Below are 19,336 nucleotides of genomic sequence, written 5' to 3' on the forward strand. Positions count from 1 at the left end.
AGCCCGAGGACCCAACCCCCCCCCCCCCCCCCCCCCCCCCCCGGGGGCGCGCCCCCCCCCCCCCCCCGGCCCGGGGGGCCCCCCCCCCCCCCCCCCCCCCGGCGGGGGGGCCGGCGGACCGGCGCTCTCCCGGACCACCAGGGTGGCCGGGACGACGGGCGGCGGCGCCGGCGTGCCGTTCAGCGCGGAGAGCAGGATGTCCATGCACAGGCGCCCCAGCGAGTCCAGGTCCTGACGCACCGTCGTCAGGGCCGGCTCGAAGTAGTCCGCCCCCGGCATGTCGTCGAATCCGACCACCGAGACCTGTTCCGGGACAGCGATGTTCGCATCGTGCAGCGCCTTCAGCAGGCCGAGGGCCATCAGGTCGTTGGCCACGAACACCGCTGACGGCAGCGACGCCCGCCGCAGGAGCTGCCGACCGATGCGGTGACCACTGGCCGCCGTCCAGTCGCCGGACCGCAGCAGTCCCGGCCGCAGGCCGTGTGCGGCCAGCTCCCGGCGCCAGCCCAGCAGACGGGCGGTCGCGTCGAACCACGGCTCGGGGCCCGAGACGTGGGCGATGTCCCGGTGTCCCAACTCGATGAGATGGCGCACCGCCAGCCGTGCCCCGCCCTCCTGGTCGATCGCGGCGATCTGCACCCCCGGGGCCGGATCGGCGCCGGCCGCGATGAGTACCACCGGGACGTCGGTGACGAACGGGTCCGCGATGTGGCTCAGCGCCGCCTCGGGAGCGACCACGACGATCCCGTCGACCCCCTGGTCGACGAACCGGCGCAGGGCGGCGTCGACGGCGACCGGTTCGATGCTGGCCATGCCGGCCACGTTGACGTAGTAACCGGCCTTCCGTGCCGCGTGCTCGACCGCGACCAGCGTGCCGATCGGACCCCACAGCGGGGAGGAGCTGGTGATCACGCCGATGGTGTTGGACCGTCGGGTCACCAGGGCCCGCGCGGCGGCGTTGCGCCGGTAGCCGAGCTCGGCGATCGCCGCCTTGACCCGCTCCTTGGTCTCCGGCCGGACGTTCGGGTGGTCGTTGATGACGCGACTGACCGTCTGGTGGCTCACGCCGGCCAGCCGGGCGACGTCGTACAGGCCCGGTGGACGGGCGCGGTGCATGGTCATCGCGGCTCAGTGTGCCCGTCCGGGCGGCGAGCCGCCCACCCGGCGTCCCGGACCGGTCCGGCCGTGCTCCCGCGCACGACAAGGGCGGCCGGCACGGTGGTCGGCGCGGCTGTCGGCGAGCCCGGTTCGCGGGTGAGCATGTCGATGCAGAGCCGACCCAGCGCGTCCAGGTCCTGCCGCACCGTCGTCAGTGACGGCGCGAGGAAGTCCACGCCCGGCATGTCGTCGAAGCCGACGACCGAGACGTCCTGCGGCACCCGCAGGCCGCCGTGGCGGAGCGCCTTGATCACGCCGATGGCCATCAGATCGTTGGCGACGAAGACGGCGGTCGGCACCGGTCCACGGCGGATCAACCGGGCCCCGGCCGCGTACCCGCTCGCCGAACTCCAGTCGCCGGACAGCAGCACCTCGGCCGGAAGGTCGTGCGCCGACAACTCCCGGCGCCACCCCCGCAGACGGGCGGTGGCGTCGAACCAGGGCTCGGGGCCGGAGATGTGCGCGATCTCCCGATGCCCCAGGTCGACCAGATGCCGGACGGCCGCGCGCGCCCCGCCCTCCTGGTCGACGGCGGCGATCTGCACGCCGACGGCGGGCTCGGCCCCGGCCGCGACCAGCACCACGGGAACGTCGGTGACGAACGGTTCGGCGATGTGGCTCACCGCGGCCTCGGGGGCCACCACCACGATCCCGTCCACGCCCTGGTCGACGAACCTGCGGAGCGTGGCGTCAACCACGGCCGGGTCGATACTGGCCATGCCGGCCACGTTGACGCCGAACCCGGTGTCCCGGGCCGCCCGCTCCAGGGCGACCAGGGTGCCGATGGGCCCCCACAGCGGTGCGGCGCTGGTAATCACCCCGATGGTGTTCGACCGCCGGGTCACCAGGGTGCGGGCGGCCGCGTTGCTCCGGTAGCCCAGCTCGGCGATGGCCGTCATCACCTTGTGCCGGGTCGAGACGCGGACGTGGGGGTGGTGGTTGACGACCCGGCTGACCGTCTGATGGCTGACGCCGGCCAACCGGGCCACGTCGTAGAGATCCGGTGGTCGGGCCCGCTGGAACGGGACCACCGCCGGGGCCGTCACCGGGTCGACGACGGCCTCAGGTTCGGCGGACAACGAGACGCTGGATCACGATGAAGAACAGCACCAGCACGCCGATCATCACGCGCGTCCAGCCGGTGTTCAGGTCACCGTCGAACTCCTTGAACGCGTAGATGACCCCGAGCACCAGCACCCCGAGGAACGACCCGAGCACGTAGCCGGTGCCGCCGGCCAGCAGGGTGCCGCCGATGACGACGGCGGCGATGGCGTTCAGTTCGTACCCGATGCCGGCCACCGGGTCACCGGAGGCGGTGTAGAAGGCGAACAGCAGCCCGGCGACACCGGCGCACAGGCCGCTGATGACGTAGACGGAGATCTTCGTCCGCGAGACCGCCATACCCATGAGCCGGGCGGAACTCTCGTTGCCACCGACCGCGTAGACGGTGCGTCCGAAGCGGCTGTAGTGCAGGACCGCGAAGGCGGTCAGCAGCACGGCCAGCGCGATGACGACCGACGGCGTCGTGTACACGTCGGACACCCGGACCTTGCCGCGCAGGTTGGTCGAGGTGACCTCGAACAGATCGAGGTGGGCGGTGTTCATGGTCTGGAAGAACGGGTTGTCGATGGCGATCGACCGGTCGGTGATGACCAGGCACAGCCCCCGGGCCAGGAACATCGAGGCGAGTGTCGCGATGAACGGTTGGATGCCGAAGTAGCTGACCATGACGCCGTTCAGCAGGCCGAGCAGGGACCCGATGAGAAGGACCGCCACGATGACCACCGGGGCCGACCAGCCGGCCTGCAGCAGCGTGGCGGCGACCACCGAGCCGAGCGCCATCATGGCGCCGACCGACAGGTCGATCCCGCCGGAGATGATGACGAAGGTCATCCCGACGGCCAGCGGCAGCAGGAAGACGTTCTTGCCGAGGAGGTCGAGCAGCGCCTGCCCGGAGGTGAAGTTCGGGTACAGCAGGCTGCCGGCCACGAGCATGAGGGCGAGCAGGGCGACCGTGATGCCGACCGTGGAGTACTGGGCGTAGCGGCTGAAGCGTCGGCGCCGGGGACGGGCCGCGGCGACGGCCGACTCGGTGATCGTCATGACGTCCTCGTCATCTGCTCGGTGGGGTTCACGGCGGGGCCGGAGGCCGGTCCGGTGGGTGTCGCGCCGGCCGGCTCGGCGGACCCGGCTGCGCGCGGCGGACCGGTCGGGGTGCCCGGGCGTCGACGGGTGAACAGTCCCCGCAGCCAGGACTGGATCTTCGGCGACTGCAGCAGGCAGACCACGATGACGACACACGCCTTGAACACGTCGGTGCTGCGGGCCGAGATCGCGATGACGACGAACGCGTCCATCGTCTCGATGATGAAGGCGCCGACGAGCGTCCCGGCGAGCGAGAACCGCCCACCGGTGAGCGCGGTCCCGCCGATCACCACCGCGAGGATGGCGTCCAGCTCGATGGACAGACCGATCGAGTTGGGGTCGGCCGAGGTCGAGTTGGACGTCAGCATCAGGCCGGCCAGGCCGGCGCAGAAGCCGCTGAAGACGTAGACCAGGAAGATGATCTGGCGGTCCTTGATCCCGGCCAGCCGGCTGGCCGCCGGGTTGATCCCGACCGCCTCGATGAGGGTGCCGAGCGCGGTCCGCCGGGTGAGGATGGCCGTCAGGGCGAAGATCGCGCCGGCCAGCAGGATCGAGAACGGCACCGCGAGCAGGTATCCGCCACCGATCAGCTTGTAGGCCGGGCTGTTGTCCGGGTACAGGATCTTCTCGTTGGTGATGATCTGGGCCAGGCCGCGTCCGGCCACCATCAGCACGAGAGTGGCGACGATGGGCTGGATCCCGAGGGTGGACACCAGGAACCCGTTCCAGGCGCCGGCGACCAGGGCCATGATCAGAGCGACCGCGACGGCGGTGAGCACGACGCCGACGGAGGCGCGGTCGGCCGAGGAGATGATGGACATCGATGCCCACGACCCGCTGAGCGCGGCGACCGCGCCGACCGAGAGGTCGATGCCGCGGGTGGCGATGACCAGGGTCATGCCCAGGGCGATGAGCACGATGGGGGCGGCCCGGCGCAGGATGTCGACCACCGGACCGTAGAGATTGCCGTCCCGGACGGTGATCTCGAAGAACGACGGGTTGACGGCGAAGTTGGCCAGGAGCAGGGCGACCAGCACCAGGACGGGCCAGGCGAGGCGCGAGGACAGCAGGTTCTTCATCGGACCGACTCCGTGGTGGTGCTCGTGGTCGCTTCTGCGGGCGGGTGGTTGGTCGGCTCTCCGGCGATGGTCGTCATGATCTCCTCGACGGTCAGGCCGTCGTTGACGAGGTCGGCGATCTTCCGGCGGTCCCGCATGATGCCCACCCGATGCGAGAGCCGCAGTACCTCCTCGAGTTCGGCCGAGATGTAGATGACCGACATGCCCTCGTCGGAGAGCGTGGCCACCAGCTTCTGGATCTGGGCCTTGGCGCCGACGTCGATGCCCCGGGTGGGTTCGTCCAGGATCAGCAACCGCGGTTCGGTCAGCAGCCAGCGGGCCAGTAGAACCTTCTGCTGGTTGCCGCCGGACAGGTTGCGCACCAGCGTGTCCGGGTTGGCCGGCCGGATGTCGAGGGCGGCGATGTACTTCTCGGCGAGCTCCTGCTGCTGACGGTGCGGAATCTTGCGCGCCCAGCCACGGGCGGCCTGGATCGCCAGCACGATGTTGGCTCTGATGCTGAGATCGCCGACCAGGCCCTCGGCCTTGCGGTTCTCCGAGGCGAACGCGATCTTGTTGGCCAACGCGACCCGGGGGGTACGCACCCGGGTGGGGCGCGAGTCCACGGTCACTTCCCCGGTGTCCGGCTTGTCGGCGCCGTAGAGGAGCCGCACCAGTTCGGTCCGGCCGGAGCCCAGCAGGCCGGCCAGGCCGACGACCTCGCCGGGGTGGACGTCGAGGTCGAAGGGCTGCAGGGATCCGCTCTTGCCCACCCCGCGCGCGGTCAGCAGCTCGGCGCCCGGGACCCGTTCGCGCGCCTCGCGTTTCGTCCCCTCCTCGAGTGCGTCCAGGGTGGCCAGCTCGCGGCCGATCATCTTGGACACGAGCTGGAGCCGGGGCAGGTCCTGCACCAGGTACTCGCCGACCAGCTCACCGTTGCGCAGCACGGTGATGCGATCGGAGATCTCGTAGATCTGGTCCAGGAAGTGGGAGACGAACAGCACCGCCACTCCGCGGTCGCGGACCGACCGGATGATGCGGAACAGTTCGGCGACCTCGCGGATGTCCAGCGAGGACGTGGGCTCGTCGAGCACCAGCACCTTGGCGTCGGTGTCGATCGCGCGACCGATCGCGACCAGCTGCTGGACGGCCAGGGAATGGGCCCCCAGCAGCGATCCCGGGTCGATGTCCAGGTTCAGTTCGGCCAGCACCCTGGCCGCGTGGCGACGCATGGCGCGGAAGTCGATGCCCCCGAGTCCGCCGAAACGCCGGGGCTCTCGCCCGAGCAGGATGTTCTCGGCCACCGACAGGTTGGTGACGAGGTTGACCTCCTGGTAGACGGTGGCGATGCCGGCCGCCTGCGCCTGGGCCGGCCCCGAGAACGACACCGGTTCCCCGCCGACGGAGATCGATCCGCCGTCGATGGTGTAGACGCCGGTCAGCGCCTTGATGAGGGTGGACTTGCCCGCACCGTTCTCACCCATCAGCGAGTGCACCTCGCCGGGGAAGAGCCGGAATGCGACGTCTTGCAGCGCCTTGACGCCCGGGAACGTGATGGTGATGCCCTGCATGTCCACCACGGGGGTGGACGGGGCGGCGCCGGGGCCACCGGTGACCGCAGTGTGTGGAGTCGACATCTCTCGCTTCCTTCCGTGGTACCCGCGGGGCCCAGCCCGCCGACGGCGCCGGGTCGGACACGGTGGTCCGACCCGGCGCCGGAGCGGGGTCCTCCCGAGCGGGAGGCGGTCAGGCCTGACCCCGGTGGCGGACGGGACGGCGGCCAGCCGCCGTCCCGGGCCGGATCAGTACTGCCGGTCGGGCAGGGCGGCCTGGGCCTGGGCCTGGTCGAACTCGCTCTCGACGGTGACGATGCGGGTCGGGATGGTGTCACCCTTCAGCACCGCGCTGGCCGCCTGGAAGAGCTGGTTGCCCAGCAGCGGCGAACACTCGACGATGTAGTTGATCTTGCCGGCGGCCAGGGCCTCCATGCCGGCCTTCACCCCGTCGATCGAGACGATCTTGATGTCCTTGCCCGGCACCTTGCCGGCGGCCTCGATGGCCTCGATGGCCCCCAGCGCCATGTCGTCGTTGTGCGCGTAGACCAGCTGGATGTCGGGGTTCGCGGCCAGGAAGCCCTCCATGACCTTCTTGCCGCCGTCACGGGTGAAGTCGCCCGTCTGCGAGGCCAGGGTCTTGAACTTGGTGTCGCTGCCGAGGACGTTCTTCCATCCGGTGGCGCGGTCGTTGGCGGGGGCGGAACCGGTGGTGCCCTCCAGGACGACCACGTTCACCGAGCTGGCGTCGGCGAACTCCTTCTTGGCCCAGTTGGCGGCCTTCTCCCCCTCGGCGACGAAGTCGGATCCGATGAAGGTCTTGTACAGGCTCGGGTCCGAGTCCACGGCACGGTCGGTGAGGATGACCGGGATGTCGGCCGCCTTGGCCTCCTGCAGCACGCTGTCCCACCCGGTCTCGACGACCGGCGAGAAGGCGATGACGTCGACGCCCTGGGTGATGTACGTCTTGATCGACGCGATCTGCTTGGCCTGGTCGCCCTCGGCCGAGGTGAACTGCAGGTCGACCTTGTTCGCCTCGGCGGCCCTCTTGATGTCGTCGGTGTTGGCGCTGCGCCAACCGCTTTCCGAACCCACCTGGGCGAAGCCGATGACGGCCCCGTCGAGCACCGTGGGGTCGATCGGCGGCAGCTCGCCGCTGGCCGGGGCCGCGCCGCTGGAGCCGGACGACCCGGAGGCGGCGGCCGAGGAGGATGCCTTGCTGGTCCCGTCCGACGTGACCGAGGACGAGGAGGCGGTCGAGGAGTTGCCTCCACACGCCGCCAGGGTCAGGGCCAGTCCCGCCGCCGCGGCGATCGCCCACGTTTTCTTGAACACCGTTGTTCTCCCAACCAGGAATGGAGCCTCGAGCGGTGCGGACCGACATCCGACGGGGCGGGACGTGCCCGCCCGTCCGGTGGAGCGGCCCGGGACATTCCGGATGCGCGCCGGTTCGGCAGGTCGCCGGACTGGTTTCGCCGGCGGCGGCTCGAGGTGAGCCAGGTGACTCACGGCCATAGTGTTAGCGCTAACAATCGGTTCGTCAACCCCCGGAACGACGACGGAGGTCTCGATCCGGTAACTGGAGCGACGACTGGCCGCGCTCGCGGCACCGCGACGCCCGACTCGCTGATCACCGGGGCGCCCGGCGGCCCGCCAGGTTGACGATCCGGCCACCGTTGCCGTCGAACTCCCCCTTGGCAGCCCGGAGTGTGAGCGCTAACATCGCCGCACCCGGTGGGCGCGGCCGTCCTCGACCCGCGGCCGCCGGGTTTCCAGCTGTTCCCGGTCGTCGACGACCAGCCGTCCGTCCCCACCTGCGGGACGTGCGGCGGTGCTCGGCCGGTTCACCAGCGCCGCGGACCTGCGCGGCGCCTCGCCGAGAGAAGGGGAGCCGGGCGCACGTCGCCCGCACTTCGCGATGAACGCTTGCACCACCCCCAGCGCCCACCGCGCCGGCCCGGGCCGGTGATCCGGTGACCATCACCCCGGACATCCGCCGTGAGATCGACCGACTGCGCGTCGAGGTCGCCGCCCTTCACTCCGAACTCATCCGCTGGAACCTGGTCGTCTGGACCGCCGGCAACGTCTCGGCCCGGGTGCCGGGAGCGGACCTGCTGGTCGTCAAACCGTCCGGGGTCGACTACCAGGACCTGACGCCGGCATCCATGATCGTCACCGACCTCGACGGCGTCGTCGTCGAGGGTGACCGGGCTCCGTCGTCCGACACCGCCGCGGCCGCCTACGTTTTCCGCGAGTTGGACTGGGTCGGCGGGGTGGTCCACACCCATTCCACCTACGCGACCGCGTTCGCCGCCCGGCGTGAGCCCATCCCGTGCGTGCTGACGATGATGGCCGACGAGTTCGGCGGCCCCATCCCCGTCGGTCCCTTCGCGCGCATCGGGGACGACTCGATCGGCCGCGGCATCGTCGAGACCCTGCGCTCGTCCCGCTCGCACGCCGTACTGATGGCCAACCACGGTCCGTTCACGGTCGGCCGCACCGCGCGCGCCGCCGTCAAGACCGCGGCGATGTGCGAGGAGGTGGCCCACGCCGTCACCGTCGCCCGGGCCACCGGCGAGCCGCATCCGATCGACCCGGCCGACATCGACGCCCTCTACGACCGCTACCAGAACGCCTACGGCCAACAGCCCCTGATGCAAGGACACGCCCGATGAGCACCCCCCGCCCCACCATGCCCGCCGCCGGCGCCGACGGCACCATCTGGTTCCTGACCGGCAGTCAGGGCCTGTACGGGCCGGAGGTGGTCCAGCAGGTCCGCGACAACGCGACCGCGATCGCCGGTCAGCTCGGCGACAGCAAGCTGATCGACGCCACCGTGCTCGTCAAGCCGGTCCTCACCTCGGCCGACGCGATCCGCCGGATCATGCTGGAGGCCAATGCCGACGACTCGTGCATCGGCGTCGTCTGCTGGATGCACACGTTCTCGCCGGCCAAGATGTGGATCGCCGGTCTCGAGGCGCTGCGCAAGCCGCTGCTGCACCTGCACACGCAGGCGAACCAGGCGCTGCCGTGGGCCGAGATCGACATGGATTTCATGAATCTCAACCAGGCCGCGCACGGCGACCGGGAGTTCGCCTACATCCAGACCCGGCTTGGAGTGCGTCGCAAGACGGTCGCCGGTCACGTCAGCGACGAGAGCACCCTGGCCGCGGTGGGCGACTGGGTCCGCGCGGCCCGCGGCGCCGCGACCGTCCGCTCGCTCACGCTGGCCCGGTTCGGCGACAACATGCGCGACGTCGCGGTCACCGAGGGCGACAAGGTCGAGGCCCAGCGACGTTTCGGCGTGTCGGTGAATACCTACGGGGTCAACGATCTCGTCGCGGTGGTCGACGCCGTCGACGACGCCGCCATCGACGACCTGGTCGCCGAGTACGAGGACACCTACACACTGGCCGCGGCGCTGCGGGCCGGCGGGGATCAGCGGGAATCGCTGCGCTACGCGGCCCGCATCGAGGCGGGGCTGCGACAGTTCCTGTCCGACGGCGGGTTCGGCGCGTTCACCACCAACTTCCAGGACCTCGGTGGCCTGCGTCAGCTGCCCGGACTGGCGGTGCAGCGACTGATGGCCGACGGCTACGGGTTCGGCGGCGAGGGCGACTGGAAGACCTCGGTCATCCTCGCCACGCTCAAGGCGATGGGCCGCGGCCGGCCCGGCGGCACCTCGTTCATGGAGGACTACACCTACCACCTGGTCCCGGGTGAGGAGAAGATCCTGGGCGCCCACATGCTGGAGGTCTGCCCGACCATCGCGGCCGGCCGGCCGAGCTGCGAGATCCATCCGCTGGGCATCGGCGACCGGGAGGACCCGGTCCGGCTGGTCTTCGACGCCGAACCGGGGCCGGCCGTCATCGTCGGCATCGCCGACATGGGCGACCGTTTCCGGTTGGTGCTCAACGAGGTCGACGTCGTGCCGCCGGATGCCGAGCTGCCGAAACTGCCGGTGGCCCGGGCGATCTGGCGGCCGCAGCCCAACTTCCGCACCTCCACCCAGGCCTGGCTGACCGCGGGCGGCCCCCACCACACCGTGCTGTCCACCGCGCTGACCACCGATGAGGTCGACGATCTGGCCACCATCCTCGGGGTCGAGCTGCTCGTCATCGACGGCGACACCACCACCCGCGGCTTCGCCAAGGAGGTCCGGTGGAACCAGGCCTACCACCGCCTGGCCCAGGGCCTCTGACGGCCGACTTTTCCGTCCTCCCGCAGACCGACATCGCAACCGAAGGAAACGACATGAGTGAACCCGCAGTGCCGCAGGCGATCTCCGACGGCACGGCCGTCCTGGGCATCGAGCTCGGATCGACCCGCATCAAGGCGGTGCTCATCGACGAACACCACACCCCGCTGGCGGTGGGCAGCCACAGCTGGGAGAACCAGTTCGTCGACCGGCTCTGGACCTACTCGCTGGACGCGGTGTGGACCGGCCTGCAGGAGTGCTATGCCGATCTGGTCGCCGATGTGCGCAACCGGTACGGCGTCGCGGTGACCTCGCTGGGCGGCCTGGGCGTCTCGGCGATGATGCACGGCTACCTCGCGTTCGACGACGCCGGCGAGCTGCTGGTGCCGTTCCGCACCTGGCGCAACACCAACACCGGCGCGGCGGTGGAGAAGCTGAGCCCGCTGTTCGGGCACAACATCCCGCACCGCTGGAGCATCGCCCACCTGTACCAGGCGGTACTGGACGGCGAGGAGCACGTCGGCCGGATCGCCCACGTCAACACCCTGGCCGGGTACGTGCACTGGAAGCTGACCGGTGAGCAGGTGCTCGGCATCGGTGACGCCAGCGGCATGTTCCCGATCGACATCGCCAGCGGCACCTACAACGCGACGATGGTCGGCCAGTTCGACGATCTGGTCTCCGGAACGGCCCTGTCACACAGCCTGACCGATCTGCTGCCGGCCATCCGGCGGGCCGGGGAGCCGGCCGGGACGCTCACCGAGCAGGGTGCCCGGTTGCTCGACCCGACCGGGTCGCTGGCCGCCGGCACCCCGGTCTGTCCGCCCGAGGGCGACGCCGGGACCGGCATGGTCGCCACCAACGCGGTCGCGCCGCGCACCGGCAACGTCAGCGCGGGGACCTCGATCTTCGCGATGGTCGTGCTGGAGAACGAGCTGAGCCGGGTGCACGACGAACTGGACCTGGTCACCACCCCGGCCGGCGACCTCGTCGCCATGGCCCACTGCAACAACGGGGCCAGCGAGCTGAACGCGTGGGCCGGCGTGTTTGCCGAGTTCGCCGCCGCGGCTGGTGCCTCGGTCGACACCTCCGCCGTCTTCGAGACCCTGTTCCACGCGGCGCTGGACGGCGACGCCGACGGCGGCGGCTTGATGGCCTTCAACTACCTGTCCGGCGAGCCCATCACCGGACTGGAGGAGGGGCGCCCGCTGTACTTCCGCACCCCCGACAGCACGCTGTCGCTGGCCAACTTCATGCGCACCCAGCTCTACTCGGCGCTGGCCACGCTGCGGCTCGGGATGAACGTGCTGACCCGGGACGAGGGTGTCGGCCTGGACTCGATGTTCGCGCACGGCGGCCTGTTCACCACCAAGGGCGTGGCCCAGCGTTTCCTGGCCGCGGCCATCGACGCCCCGGTGTCGGTCGGCGAGACCGCCTCCGAGGGCGGCCCCTGGGGCATGGCCGTGCTCGCCGCCTACGCCGTGCGCCACGGCGAGAACCAGTCGCTGGCCGACTACCTGGCCACGTCCGTCTTCGCCGACGCGCAGGTCGACGAGGTCAAGCCGGACCCGGCCGACGTGGCCGGCTTCGACGCCTTCATGGATCGCTACGTGGCCGCGCTGCCCGTCCAGCGGACGGCGGTCCAGGCCAGCTGACGGGATCGGCTGCCACGCCGTCGGGGGCCTGGCAGCCGACTCCTGGTCGGTAAGGTATGCCGCTACCGGTCGACCGGTAGCGGCATTCCTTACCGACCCCGGGCGAGTGGGGCCGTGACCACAACGACCACAAGTTCCGTTGTTTTCCCGCGCGTGAGTTGCGAACGCAAGCGTGACCGGTGACACCCCTTCTTCCTACGGTTCTCGTATTCCGATGACCGACCTGGAGGGGCACCGATGCTCATCTTCCTCGGCTTTGCCATGATCGCCGTGTTCATGTATTTGATCCTGGCCAAGAAGCTGACGCCGGCCGTCGCCCTGATCATCGTCCCGCTCGGCTTCGGCCTGATCGCCCTGGCCACCGGGGTTGCGGACGACATCGAGGGCGGCCTGCCCGGTGCCATCACCAAAGCCATCAAGGACTTCGCGCCGACCGCGGCGCTGTTGTTCTTCGCCATCATCTACTTCGGTCTGATGATCGACGTGGGTCTTTTCGATCCGCTGATCCGCTTCATTCTCCGGGTCACCGGCAACAATCCCGTCAAGGTCGTCATCGGCACCGCGGTGCTGGCCGGCCTGGTCTCCCTCGACGGCGACGGCTCGACGACCTTCATCATCACCGTGTCCGCTCTGCTGCCGATCTACCGCCGGCTGGGTCTGAGCCCGGTCGTGCTGACCGTGGTCGCCAACCTGGCCAACGGCGTGCTGAACATCGTCCCCTGGGGCGGGCCGACGGTCCGCGCCGCGACCGTCCTGAACGTCTCGCCCGGTGAGCTGTTCAACCCGATGGTCCCCGGCATGATCGCCGCGATGGCGGTCGTCATCGTCCTCGCCTGGCAGCTCGGCCGGTCGGAGCGCAAGCGGCTGGCCCGCAAGGGGCACTCGCTGGAGATCGTCGCCGAGGAGCTCTCCCTGGTCGGCGCGGTGGCCGGCCCCGACACCGGCACCGTGAGCACCGGCGGCGGCACCGACGTCCCCCGTTCCGCGACCGGTGGCAACGACCTGCCCGACCTGCCGGCCGACGACGACACCCCCAACCTGGACCCGAACCGGCCGACCCTGCGACCGAAGCTGATCTGGTTCAACTTCGGCCTCACGATCGCCCTGCTGGTGGCCCTGGGCCTGGACAAGCTCCCGCTGTCCCTGGTCTTCATGACCGCCGCCGCGCTGGCCCTGATGGTCAACTTCCCCAAGCCGCAGGACCAGAGCGATCGCATCAAGGCGCACGCCGGGTCGATCGTCGCGGTCGTGTCCATGGTCTTCGCCGCCGCCGTCCTGGTCGGGGTGCTGTCCGCCACCGGCATGGTCGAGCAGATGGCGACGTTCATCGTCAACGCGGTGCCCGAGCCGCTCGGTCCGTACTTCGCCGTCATCACCGGTGTGCTGTCGATGCCGCTGACCTTCTTCATGAGCAACGACGCCTTCTACTTCGGTGTCCTGCCCATCCTCAACGAGGCGGCCGCGCACTTCGGGATCGCCCCGGTCGAGATGGCCCGGGCTTCGATCATCGGGCAGACGGTCCACATGACCAGCCCGCTGGTCCCAGCCATGCTGCTGCTCATCTCGCTGGCCAAGGTCGACCTGGCCGACCATCACAAGAAGGTGATCTGGCGGGCCGTCGTCTGCTCGCTGACCATGCTGGCCGTCTCGCTGGCCATCGGCGTCATCCCCTTCCACGCCTGATCCGCCGAACCGACCGGGCCCGGGGGGGGCCCCCCCCCCCCCCGGCCCCCCCCCCCCCCCCCCGCGGGGCCCCCCCCCCCCCCCCGCGCCCCCCCCCCGCCCCCACTCCTCCCGCGCGCACACCCCCCACCGCCCATCCCCAGGGAGTCCGTCATGACCCACCCGTCGGCCACCGAGAGCCCCGACAGCACTGCCGATTTCGAGAGGTCCGAGCGTCGCCCCCGCGGACCGCTGACCGGCTTCCGCGTCCTGGACGCGGCCACCGTCTACGCCGGGCCGCTGGCCGCCACCATGCTGGGCGACTTCGGGGCCGACGTCATCAAACTCGAGCACCCGGAGGGTGACTCGGCCCGCACCCACGGCTGGAGCAAGAACGGCATCGGGCTGTGGTGGAAGACGTTGGGCCGCAACAAGCGCACCGTGACTGCGAAGCTGTCGACCGACGAGGGGCGCGAACTGTTCCTGGAGCTGGTCCGCACCGCCGATGTGCTGATCGAGAACTTCCGCCCCGGCGTGTTCGAGAAGTGGGGCCTGGGGCCCGATGTGCTGCACGAGATCAACCCCGGCCTGATCGTCCTGCGGGTCACCGGGTTCGGGCAGGGCGGTCCGGCCGCCCAGCGCCGCGCGTTCGGCACCCTCATCGAGGCGATGAGCGGGCTGGCCCACATGACCGGCGAACCCGACGGACCGCCGACCCTCCCGCCGTTCGGCCTGGCCGACGGGACCGCCGCGCTCGCCGGCGCCTACGCCGCCACCCTGGCCCTGCTGCACCGCGAGCGCGGCGGTAAGGGCCAGGTCATCGACCTCTCGCTGCTCGAGCCGCTGCTGCTGGTCCTCGGGCCCGGACCGACGGTCTTCGACCAGCTCGGCGAGGTCCCCGGCCGGCACGGCAACCGCTCTCCCAACAACTCCCCGCGGAACACCTACCTGACCGCGGACGGCAGCTGGGTGGCAGTGTCGACGTCCTCATTGTCGGTCGCGCAGCGGGTGCTGCGGTTGGTCGGTCATCCGGAGGTGGTGGACGAACCGTGGTTCCAGAACGCCGGCGAGCGGGTGCAGCACGCCGACGACCTCGACGCCTGGGTCGGCGGATGGATCGGCGAACGCCCACTGTCCGTGGTGGTCAGCGAGTTCGAGCGGGTCGGGGCCGCGTTGGCGCCGATCTACACGGTCGAGGATCTGATGAACGACCCGCACGTCATCGAGCGGGACATCATCACCACCATCGACGACGAGGACCTCGGTCCGCTCAGGATGCAGAACGTCATGTTCCGGATGTCCGAGACGCCGGGCGGAATCGCCTACGGCGGACGGGCTCTCGGCGCGGACAACGAGGAGATCTACGTCAAGGAACTCGGCCGCTCGGTCGACGAGATCCACCGTCTGCGGGAAGAAGGAACGCTGTGAGTGCAACCTCGCCTGTCGCGCGCACGCTGCTGTTCGTCCCCGGTGACCGGCCCGCCCTGTTCGCCAAGGCCCTGACCAGCGGGGTCGACGCGATCGTCCTCGACCTGGAGGACGCCGTCGCATTCGACGCCAAACCGGCCGCCCGCGACGCGGTCGGTGAGTTCCTCCGCTCCCGCTCCCGGGAGATCCCGACCGGGCCGCAGGTGTGGGTCCGGGTCAACGCGGTCGGCTCGGACGAGGGGTTCAGGGACGTCGCCGCCCTGGCCGACGTGCTGACCCACGTCCGGGTGCCCAAGGTCGAAACCCCCGACCAGATCGACGCTCTGGCCGGTGAACTCCCGCATCTGGTCGCCACCCTGCCGGCCATCGAGTCGGCGGCCGGCCTGCTGGCCGCCCCGCAGATCGCCCGGCACCCACTGGTCACGCGACTAGGACTGGGCGGAGTCGACCTGTGCAGGGATCTCGGTTGCGCGGATACTGCTCTCGGTCTCGCCCTCCCCCGGGCCACCCTGGTGGTGGCGTCCCGGGCCGCCGGCCTGCCCGGGCCGGTGAACAGCGTGTGGACCCGACTGGACGACGCCGACGGCCTGGTCGCCCACGCCCAGGCGGCCAAGGACCTCGGTTTCGCCGGGCAGTCCCTGCTCAGCCCCCGGCAGCTCAGCCCGGTCCGCTCGGTCTTCGGCGTCAGCGAGGACGAGCGGGCCTGGGCCACCGAGGTTCTCGCCGCCTTCACCGCCGCCGGCGAGGCCGCCACCCGCACCCCGTCCGGCCACTTCGTCGACCTGCCGGTCGCGCAGCGGGCCCAGCGCCTCCTGGCCGAAGTGGGCTGACCCGCCCGGATCGTCTTGGACCGAACCGGTTCTCCCCGACTCCCGACCTCCGCCGCGACTTGGTAAACCCGGTCGAAAAAACGTCGAGAAGACGGCATGTTCCGCCCAGTCGCGTGGGGCCTGGCCGGGCGTCCTACCCGACTCGGTTTCCGAGCACCGGGACGGTTCAGGAGGCGGGCGGCGTGGCCAGGGCGATGGCCACCCGATCCAGCCACTCGACCAGCACCGCCCGCTCCCCGTCGCTCAGGGCCGGGAGCTCGGATGCGGCCGCCCGTAGGGAGATCGCTGCCACCAACGCTCCCCCGTCGGACCGTCCCTCATCGGCTGCTGCGACGAGGATCTGCGCCGCCACCGCCTCCCACATCGCCGCCGGCAGCCCCGGATCCCGCTCGGCCGGCGGGCGGAACAGCGTGGCCAGCACCGCGCCGTTGCCGGCCGCGCCGATCATGTCGATCGCCCGGTCGACGGGCACCCGCAACCGTCCGGCGGCGGCCACCCGCACCACCCGCTCCCGCAGCACCTGCCACCCCGCTTGAGCGGCGGCCGAACGCCGTCCCCGTTCCGGATCGCTCATCAGGGCGTGGAGCTCGGGATGCTCGATCCCGAAGCGGATCTGCGTGAACCAGGCGGTGCGAAGCTCCTCCACCGGGTCTACGCCGGCCGCGACCGCCGCGGCGACCGTGGCTGCTTTGCCCGCGACGTAGGCGCCCATCACGTGCTCGGCCACCGCTTCGAGCAAACCGTCCTTGTCCCCGAACAACCGGTAGATGGTCGGCGCCTGCACGCCGGCGGCCTGGGCCACCGCCCGGGTGGTCAGCGCGGCGGCACCGCCCCGCTCCAGCAGCTCGGCGGCGACCGTCACGATGCGGATGCGGGTCTCGTCCCGGGGACTGGTCGGATCAGGCACGGAACAACGATAACAACGCTCTGTTGCCGTTGATGTTATCGATGCTACTGTCGCAACATTAACGCTGATAACACCTGGGGAGATCTGATGATCGTCGTCACCGGAGCCACCGGCGCCCTCAACGGGGCCACCGTCGACCACCTGCTCACGCGCGTCCCGCCCGCCGGGATCGTCGTCACCAGCCGCGAACCTGCGGCGGCACAACGATTTCGCGACCGGGGCGTGCAGGTGCGCCGGGCCGACTACGGCGATCCGGCCTCGCTGCCCGCAGCATTCGCCGGCGCGGACCAACTCCTGCTGGTCTCGTCCAACGACCCGCATGCCGACGCCGTCACTCTGCACCGCACCGCGATCGACGCGGCCGTGGCCGCCGGAGTCGGCCGCATCCTCTACACCAGCCATCAGGGCGCCGCGGCGGACAGCCCGTTCGCCCCCGCCCGTGACCACGCCGCCACCGAGGGCCTGCTGGCCGCATCGGGGCTGCCCTGGACGTCGCTGCGCAATGGCTTCTACGCGCACAGCCTCGCCTGGCTGGCGGGGCCCTGGCGGGAGACCGGCGTCATCGAGATCCCGCTGGACGGGCCGGTCTCGTGGACGGCACGGGAGGACGCCGCCGAGGCGGCCGCCGTCATCCTCGCCGCCGGGACCGGCTACGACGGACCGGTCACCCTCACCGCGCCGGCGGCACCCACCTTCGCCGATCTCGCCGCCGCCGCCACCGAGAGCGCGGGCCGGCCCGTCCGGGTCAAGACCATCGGTGCCGACGCCTGGGTCGCCGGACAGATCGCCGCCGGCCGGCCGGAGGGCATGGCGCACTTCACCCTCGGGATGTTCCAGGCGGCGGCGGCCGGCTACTTCGCCGGGACCGACCCCCTGCTCGGACAGCTCCTCGGCCGCGAGCCCCGGTGGGCCGGATCGGCCCTCGTCCGGGCGTGAGTGACACCGATCGTTTCCTGGCTTCGCCGGGTTATCAGGACGATCGGGCCGGGTATTCGTACGACCCATGAGCGACCAGCAGATCGACCAGTACACGATGCAGGACCCGACCACCCTCTACGCCGACCGCAAGCCGGACGAGCAGTACCTGGAGGGCGCCGGGACGGACGCCGAACTCGCCCGGAACGTCCCCGCCGACCACGGCGAGCAGTCCTACCGGGGCTCGGGTCGACTGGCCGGACGTAAGGCCCTGGTGACCGGCGGCGACTCCGGCATCGGCGCGGCCGTGGCCATCGCCTTCGCCCGGGAGGGCGCCGACGTCGCCATCTCCTACCTGGCCGAGGAGGAGCAGGACGCGCAGCGCATCGTCGGCCTGATCGAGGACGCCGGGCGAAAGGCGGTGGCCCTGCCCGGCGACATCACGTCGCGCCACTGGTGCGAGGAGCTGGTGGCCAAGGCCGTCGCCGGCCTGGGCGGTCTGGACATCCTGGTCAACAACGCCGGCAAGCAGCAGAACGTCGACTCGATCACCGATCTGGACGACGACGAGTTCGACGAGACGTTCAAGACCAACGTCTACGCGACCTACCGCATCACCAAGGCGGCGGTCCCCCACCTGCCGCCGGGCTCGACGATCATCAACACCACCTCGATCCAGGCGTACGCACCGTCGCCGAACCTGGTGCACTACGCCGCGACCAAGGCCACCGTGAACAACCTGGCCAAGGGTCTGGCCGCGCAGCTGGCGCCGAAGGGCATCCGGGTCAATGCCGTCGCCCCGGGTCCGATCTGGACGCCGCTGCAGCCGGCCGGCGGGCAGGCACCCGAGGACCTGCCGTCGGCCGGCGAGCAGACCTATCTCGGGCGCTGGGGGCAGCCGGCCGAACTCGCCCCGGCGTTCGTCTTCCTGGCCAGCGGTGAGTCCTCGTACGTGGTGGGAGCCACGCTGCACGTCGACGGCGGGATGCCGACGCCCTGACGTCGTCCGGCCCCGACCCGGCCGGCCGGCACCCCGGTCGTCGCCCGGCCGTCGGGATCGGGATGATCTCCGCCATGAAGCCCGAGTCCCTGCTCGCCCAGATCACCGACGACGCCGACCTGATGGTCGCCGCCGCCCAGCGAGCCGGGTGGGATGCGCGGGTGCCCGGCCTGGAGTGGGACGTCCGCACGGTGGTCACCCACACCGGCGCGGTGCACCGGTGGTCGGCCGACGTCGTGCGCCGAGCCCTGCCCACCAACGAGACCGGTGGCAGCAGTGCGTTCTGGCCCGACGGCCTGCCGGACGCCGAGCTGCCGGGCTGGATCCGGGACGGCGCGCACGCACTGACGACACTGCTGGGCCAGGTCACCGACGGTCTGGCCTGCTTCACGTTCCTGCCCGGGGTGCCGCCGCGCCGGTTCTGGATCCACCGCCAGGCCCACGAGACCGCCGTCCACCGGCTCGATGTCGAGCTGGCGGGCGGCGGTCCGGTCACTGCGTTCGCCCCGCAGTTCGCGCAGGACGGGTTGACCGAGCTGGTCGGTGGGTTCGCCACCGAACCCGGCTTCGCGACGTCCCGGCCCGGGAGGTTGCTGCTGGCCTGCACCGACGGCCCGTCCTGGCTCGTCGAGTTCGGCGGCGAGCGGACCCGGACGACGGGAGACGTCCCGGCCGACACGAAGGCCGACGCCGTGGTCGGCGGGGACAGCGACGCCCTCTACCGCTGGGTCTGGAACCGGCCGTCGCCGGCGGCGGTCGAGTCCGGGGATCCGGGCACTCTCGCGAGCTGGCGGGCGGTCCGGATCCTGTGACGGTGCTGCGCACGC

General features: G+C 71.0%; 16 protein-coding genes. 9 read left to right on the forward strand and 7 right to left on the reverse strand.

The genetic code is table 11. From position 1 onward, the window contains the following. The 6 genes from FDO65_RS17205 to FDO65_RS17230 all read right to left on the reverse strand — a co-directional run. On the reverse strand, nt 1–1,122 hold a 1,122-nt coding region (locus FDO65_RS17205; RefSeq protein WP_205850123.1), incomplete at its 3' end, for a LacI family DNA-binding transcriptional regulator. Then, entirely contained in the window at nt 1,119–2,237 is a 1,119-nt protein-coding gene (locus FDO65_RS17210) for a LacI family DNA-binding transcriptional regulator (RefSeq protein WP_205850124.1), read from the reverse strand. The genes FDO65_RS17205 and FDO65_RS17210, both read right to left, overlap by 4 nt. Continuing rightward, a complete protein-coding gene (locus FDO65_RS17215) occupies nt 2,221–3,261 on the reverse strand; it encodes an ABC transporter permease subunit (RefSeq protein ID WP_205850125.1) in 1,041 nt (346 codons plus the stop codon). The genes FDO65_RS17210 and FDO65_RS17215 overlap by 17 nt, the downstream gene beginning before the upstream one ends. Then, the gene (locus tag FDO65_RS17220) at nt 3,258–4,382 is read right to left on the reverse strand and encodes an ABC transporter permease (protein ID WP_137450979.1); all 1,125 of its coding nucleotides are present in this window, start codon (nt 4,380–4,382) and stop codon (nt 3,258–3,260) included. Before FDO65_RS17220 ends, FDO65_RS17215 begins: the two co-directional genes overlap by 4 nt. Further along, the gene (locus tag FDO65_RS17225) at nt 4,379–5,998 is read right to left on the reverse strand and encodes a sugar ABC transporter ATP-binding protein (RefSeq protein ID WP_205850126.1); all 1,620 of its coding nucleotides are present in this window, start codon (nt 5,996–5,998) and stop codon (nt 4,379–4,381) included. The genes FDO65_RS17220 and FDO65_RS17225 overlap by 4 nt, the downstream gene beginning before the upstream one ends. Before the next feature lie 165 nt (nt 5,999–6,163). Continuing rightward, complete coding sequence (locus FDO65_RS17230) at nt 6,164–7,249, reverse strand: ABC transporter substrate-binding protein (protein ID WP_205850127.1); 1,086 nt, start codon at nt 7,247–7,249, stop codon at nt 6,164–6,166. Between the two features lie 638 nt (nt 7,250–7,887). On the opposite strand from FDO65_RS17230, the gene FDO65_RS17235 reads away from it, so the two are divergent. From FDO65_RS17235 to FDO65_RS17260, 6 genes are all read left to right on the forward strand, one after another. Further along, nucleotides 7,888–8,589, forward strand: coding sequence for an L-ribulose-5-phosphate 4-epimerase (locus tag FDO65_RS17235; RefSeq protein WP_137450981.1), 702 nt, complete (start codon nt 7,888–7,890; stop codon nt 8,587–8,589). Nucleotides 8,590–8,606: 17 nt separating this feature from the next. Next, complete coding sequence (araA, locus tag FDO65_RS17240) at nt 8,607–10,115, forward strand: L-arabinose isomerase (RefSeq protein WP_137451127.1); 1,509 nt, start codon at nt 8,607–8,609, stop codon at nt 10,113–10,115. Between the two features lie 53 nt (nt 10,116–10,168). Beyond that, complete coding sequence (locus FDO65_RS17245) at nt 10,169–11,767, forward strand: xylulokinase (RefSeq protein WP_137450982.1); 1,599 nt, start codon at nt 10,169–10,171, stop codon at nt 11,765–11,767. A 237-nt stretch (nt 11,768–12,004) separates the two neighbouring features. After that, nucleotides 12,005–13,450, forward strand: a complete 1,446-nt coding sequence (locus FDO65_RS17250; protein WP_137450983.1) for a CitMHS family transporter — start codon at nt 12,005–12,007, stop codon at nt 13,448–13,450. A gap of 153 nt (nt 13,451–13,603) precedes the next feature. Continuing rightward, nucleotides 13,604–14,857 (forward strand): CaiB/BaiF CoA transferase family protein, encoded by a 1,254-nt coding sequence (locus FDO65_RS17255; protein WP_137450984.1) that lies wholly within the window; start codon nt 13,604–13,606, stop codon nt 14,855–14,857. Further along, nucleotides 14,854–15,687, forward strand: coding sequence for an HpcH/HpaI aldolase/citrate lyase family protein (locus tag FDO65_RS17260; RefSeq protein ID WP_137450985.1), 834 nt, complete (start codon nt 14,854–14,856; stop codon nt 15,685–15,687). The genes FDO65_RS17255 and FDO65_RS17260 overlap by 4 nt, the downstream gene beginning before the upstream one ends. Nucleotides 15,688–15,853: 166 nt before the next feature. Here the strand turns inward: FDO65_RS17260 and FDO65_RS17265 are convergent, their stop codons facing one another. Then, nucleotides 15,854–16,594, reverse strand: a complete 741-nt coding sequence (locus tag FDO65_RS17265; protein WP_137450986.1) for a TetR/AcrR family transcriptional regulator — start codon at nt 16,592–16,594, stop codon at nt 15,854–15,856. Nucleotides 16,595–16,681: 87 nt separating this feature from the next. Here FDO65_RS17265 and FDO65_RS17270 point away from each other — a divergent pair, with 87 nt between their 5' ends. The 3 genes from FDO65_RS17270 (at nt 16,682) to FDO65_RS17280 (ending at nt 19,321) form a co-directional block, all read left to right on the forward strand. Next, nucleotides 16,682–17,530, forward strand: a complete 849-nt coding sequence (locus tag FDO65_RS17270) for an NmrA family NAD(P)-binding protein (RefSeq protein ID WP_137450987.1) — start codon at nt 16,682–16,684, stop codon at nt 17,528–17,530. A 67-nt stretch (nt 17,531–17,597) separates the two neighbouring features. After that, nucleotides 17,598–18,509 carry a glucose 1-dehydrogenase gene (locus tag FDO65_RS17275; protein ID WP_137450988.1) on the forward strand — a complete coding sequence of 304 codons (912 nt, stop codon included), beginning with the start codon at nt 17,598–17,600 and terminating at the stop codon, nt 18,507–18,509. A gap of 74 nt (nt 18,510–18,583) precedes the next feature. Continuing rightward, complete coding sequence (locus tag FDO65_RS17280; RefSeq protein WP_166442264.1) at nt 18,584–19,321, forward strand: maleylpyruvate isomerase family mycothiol-dependent enzyme; 738 nt, start codon at nt 18,584–18,586, stop codon at nt 19,319–19,321. Nucleotides 19,322–19,336: the final 15 nt, after the last annotated feature.

The organism is Nakamurella flava, assembly GCF_005298075.1.
GTDB lineage: Bacteria > Actinomycetota > Actinomycetes > Mycobacteriales > Nakamurellaceae > Nakamurella > Nakamurella flava.